1 protein-coding gene is annotated in these 4,992 nt (G+C 63.0%); it reads left to right on the top strand.

Annotation, left to right across the window (positions count from 1 at the left end):
- Nucleotides 1-199: 199 nt before the first annotated feature.
- On the top strand, nucleotides 200-4,992 hold a 4,793-nt coding region (locus ABT006_RS34770), incomplete at its 3' end, for a hypothetical protein (protein ID WP_350712719.1).

Raw genomic sequence — 4,992 nt, 5'->3', positions numbered from 1 at the left:
GAAGAGGACCAGGCCGGTCGGTGATGCTCGTCTCCACGAGCCTGGGTTCACGGACTGGGAGATCCGCGAGTTTCTGGCGGTGAAGGAGTCGTTTGCGGCTCCCACGTTGGCGCGGCCGGTTGAGTCGTCCGGGTCAGAGCCGTCCGGGTCAGAGTCTGAGTCGGAGTCTGAGTCGGAGTCTGAGTCTGAGTCTGAGTCTTTGGACCTGTCGCCCGGTTCGTTGCCTGGTCGGCCGGCGGCGATGGAATGGGGCCCGGCCGGCTCTGACGCAGACGGGCAGCCGTCCAATCCAGCGGAAACTGACCCGTTTGGTGTTGACCCGGATATTTCTGCCCTGTGGGATAACCCGCCGGGGGAGGCAGACTTTTTCGATATGAGGACACCGGAGCCCGGCTTGGGGTGGTTGCCGCCGGGCTGGCAATCGGAACTGATCGAACAGTTGTCAGCCGTTGCGGCCGCTGACGAGGCGGCATTCCGGCAGTGGGCGGACGAGGTGTTCGACATCGATCCTGCGCTGTTCGGCCAGGGAAGGTCGCCGCACCTCGCCTTCTACAAGTCGGTGTTGAACGCCTACCCGGAACTGCTGGCGCAGGAGGGCGTTACCGACCTGCGTGGAGCGCGCGCGTGGGCGACCCGCCGACTGGCCGTCGACCTCGCCAGGGGTGATGAGTCGAAGTTCAGAGAGCTTCTGCCGTATCCGGAGAGCGTGTCCCCGCAGCGCCGAAAGGCCCTGCACCGGCTCTGGCTCGGCAAGGTCGGGCACGCCAACGCCGACGGTCGCGACATCTCGCCTGTGATTCCCCATATCTTCGCCGGGGAGTTGGGCACGCCGATGCGGGTCCACCATCCATTCGGTGCCCCGTACGACATCGGCCCGCCACCGGTTGCCGGTGTCACCCGGCAACCAGTCGTCTGGTTGAACGGCGCCTACATCATCGTCCAACCTCGTGACCCACACGATGACCGCATCGCCGCCCGCATCGCTGAGGGCTTCTCGCGGCCATCGGTGACCGACCAGGTCCAACAGGACACCTTTGAGGAGGCACTCCGTCAGCTGCGGGAGGAAATCGACGAGGCGGAATCGAATCTGAATCCGACCGGCATCTACGGGCTCATCCAGCAAGACACATTCCACCGCAAGCTTGCGCTCATCCGTCAACACCCCATCTCCCCCCGCAGCCAGGTCCAGGAACTCGCAGAAAACCTCCGATACCTCCGTAGGCTCTACCTCCGCAGCAGCAACGTAGACGGCGGCTGGAAAGACCAGAACTCATGGGAACTCGAGGACCTATTCACCATCAGCTTCACCGCTTCCGTCCTCGGCGGTGACTACCGACCAAGTTTGGTGGCCAGGCTGGGCGGCAAGCCGGAACGTCTCGCCGTTGTAGACGACGTGGCCATCGCGGGCGATGTGGTCTATATCAGTTTCGGGAAGCTCAACGGAGTAGGCGTCGGTATCGTCAAAATCCGGTACACCGTGGACGGCATAACCGAACGTGCTATCTACCGAAAGGTCCCCCGCGAGTTCACTGACGACGAGCTGCGCGCCCTGAGGAAAAAGGTGCCCGGCCGGGAGTGGGAACTCGAAGACCGATGGTTCTCCTTGGACTTTTACCACATGGAGTTCCATGTGGACAAAAAAAGGAGGCTGTCCCGTCGCTTCGGACATGGCCAATTCACTATCCCGAATAACAAGATGGTCGACGGAAGTCCGTTTACCTTTCCGACCGACCTGAAGGAGGTCATTCTCCGGCTCGGGTACGGCATGGATGATCAACCCTTCGGCGTCGTGATTATCCCGGCCGACAAGAACATGACCGGACGGACTCTGTACCTGGAAATGGACCCTGCCCCCACCGCGGACGACATCAAGGGGATGCGCTCATATGCGCTGTGGGAACGAGATGACCGTCGTTGGTTCCTTTTCGATGAAATATCTGCCAGTTCCGAAATGTGGTCGCACAAAGTGTTGCCTGGCCTGGACATAAGAATCAATGGTTTGACCAAGACGTTCGATGGGAGGGAGGTGGATCTCTCTCGGGGCACGGAGGTCAAACTGCGGGTAGGATGGATGGAGGCGTCCGGACCGGATGCCGGCGCAAGGGTTCTCTCCGAAAACCTTTTCGCCGTGGTCGGGGCGCCGTTGGTCCCAAGACCGGATTCGCCGGCGCCCGAACCCGAATACGTCTACCGGCTCATCGAAACAACCGTGCAAGGCAAAGAGAAATTCGATGCTCTCGCCAAAACGCTCAAGCATCGAGAGGAGCTGGCGCTGAGGAGGCGGCGGGGTCTGCAGCCCGCACCAGACCCCCAGCCCTCGGAGCCAGCCCCCGATGCGCTGTCCGACCCGACAGCGGCGATGGAATGGTCCGGCCCGGCCGTTGACTCGGCGTCGCGGCTGGAGGGCTCCGTGCCGGTCGGGCCCTCGGACCTGCAGGGAGGCGTCACCTCCGCCGGCTTGGTCGACGTGGCCTCGGGTGGACTGCTGTCCGGTCCTGCGGGAGATTACGACCTGTCCGGTTTTGACCCGGGGATTCTTGACGCGGGGGAGGGGTCGAATTCGGGGGCGGGGGCGTATCTGTCGACGTCGGCGCTTGGTTCGGGGTTGTCGCTGGAGGGCTCCGCACCGGTCGCGTCGGGCCCGCTGGCAGGGGTGTCATGGGTGGGCGGGGCGGACCCGGGGCCGAGCGGGGCGATGACGGCCGGTGGGTCCGGTGGTGTCGCGCCGGACTTGCAGCGGAGCGTGGACGCGGCGATCACCCAGTTGTCGGCCGGGGTAACCCGTGACCAGGCGACAGAATTCGAGCAGTGGGCGGACACGGTCTTCAACATCGATTCCGCGCTGTTCAGCGGGGGGGCGCACCTCGTCTTCTACAGGTCGGTGTTGAACACCTACCCGCAGCTGTTGGCGCAGTGGGGCGTCACCAGCGTGGATGGACTGCGCGCATGGGTGGTCCGTCAACTGGCCGACGACCTTGCCCGGGGTGAAGAGTCGACGTTTAGAAAGATTCTTCCGTATCCGGGGGATGTGTCCGAGCAGCGGCGGAAAGCCCTGGAACGGATCTGGCTCAGCACGATCGGAAACAACCAAACCTTGGATCACGACGTCGCGCTTGTGCCTCTCCATGTGCTGGCCAAGGAGTTGGACCAGCCGATGCAGGTCCACCATCCGTTCGGGGCCCCGTACGACATCGGCCCGCCGTTGGTTCCCGGTGTCACTCCGCAACAGGTCCTTCGGTTGAAGGGCGCCTACGTCTTGGCCCAACCTCGTGACCCACACGATGACCGCATCGCCGCGGGCTTCTTCCGGCCCGACCCTGGCGAGCAGCGCCAACAGGCTGGGGTGTTTGAGGAGACACGTGGTCTGCTGCGAGCGGCAATCGCCAAGGCGGAGAAGAATCCCGACGGCACCTACTCGCGCATCCGGCGAGACTCATTCCACCGCAACCTCGCGGCCATCCGTCAACCCCCCATCTCCCCCCGCAACCAGGTCCAGGAACTCGCCGAACACCTCCAATACCTCCGCGACCTCAACAACCAAGGCAGCGGCTGGAAAGACCAGCTCCCAGGGAACCTCGAAGACCCATTCACCATCCGCGTCCCCACCACCCCCGTGCGGCATGACAGGGACATAAGGGAGCTAACCCGTCCGGCCCCAGGGCTGCGCATCAGACTGAGCGGCAAGGACATAGTTCTCGGACATGTCGGTAAACTCTTCGGCCTGGGTGATGTGGTCAATATCAGTTTCGGGAAGGTCGGCGAAAAGGGCGTCGGGTTTATCGAAATCCCGTACACCGCGGACAACGGCGCTGGAAGCGTCATCTACCAACCGATCAACCGCGAGTTCACTGACCGCGAGCTGGCCAATCTGAAGCAAAAGGTGCGTGGGTCTTGGGAACTCTACCCCCCATGGGAGTTCAGCGCTTCCTATTACATCACGACGCGTCTGTTGCAACCCCGGAGAGAATTGGGCATAACCCTCGGCGGGGAGGGCGGGGCAGGTCAGGCCCATGCCACCGCCCGTCAGGGCCGTATCCCACAGGTCGAGGTGGCCGACGGAAGAAGGTTTGTCTTTCCTGCGGACATAAGGGAGGTTCGTCTCGAACTCGGGTATGACATCTTTGGTCGACCCATCGCGGTCGTGATACTCGAAGAGAACCCTATCAAGCAAACCCTGTACCTGGAGCTGGTCAAGCCCGCCCCCACCGTGCCCGATATCGGTCGGCTGCTGCAGACCGGAAAGGTGCTGTGGGAGCGAGAGGATCGGTGGCATCTTTACGACGCAATATCTATCGAAGACATAATGTTGGCGGATGGCCGAATGCCTATGCCCCTGCGTCTTAGGCTGGGCAATTCAGTCGACGTGTTGGGTGGCGGGAAGGTGAATCTCGATAAGGAAACGCCGATTAACGTGAAGGTAGGGCAATTGCCGCGGCCGGTCGGATCGGATGTCGCCATCGACATTTTCGCCGTGGTCAGGGCGCCGTTGGTCCCAAGAGCGGATTCGCCGGCGCCGGAACCCGAATACGCCTTCCGGCTCGTGCTCGTGGGTCTGGACAAGAGCATCGACGAGTTCGAGGCTATTAAAGCCCAGATCCAGGCGCGGCAGGAGCGCAAAAAGCGAGCTGAGACGGGAACTGGGCGGGCCCCGAAACGTCGGCGCACCCAGGGTGGGTTGCCTGGTGGTGCGGCGGCGTTTGAGTGGGGTCGTGTGGGGGGTGGTTCGTTCTCGGGTGGTGGGGAGGGTGTGTTGCCGTCGGGGTGGGCGGCGGGTGTGGAGCCGTCTGTGGAGGTGGCGAAGGGCGGTGGTTGGCGTGTGTCGTATCGGAGTTCGGCGAGTTTGCCTGCTTGGGGCGAGATGACGCATGTGTTTACTGATCGGTTTAGGTGGTTGGGTAAGGATCCGTTGCGGTTGGTGCCGACGCCGGGGGAGGTTCGTCCTTTCCGGGTGGAGCATGCGGGGAAGGATGCGGGGGAGCGGGTCTTCGTCGA

It is taken from the genome of Micromonospora sp. NPDC002717, from assembly GCF_040295705.1.
Lineage (GTDB): Bacteria > Actinomycetota > Actinomycetes > Mycobacteriales > Micromonosporaceae > Micromonospora.
This window is presented reverse-complemented; position numbering and strand designations above follow the sequence as displayed.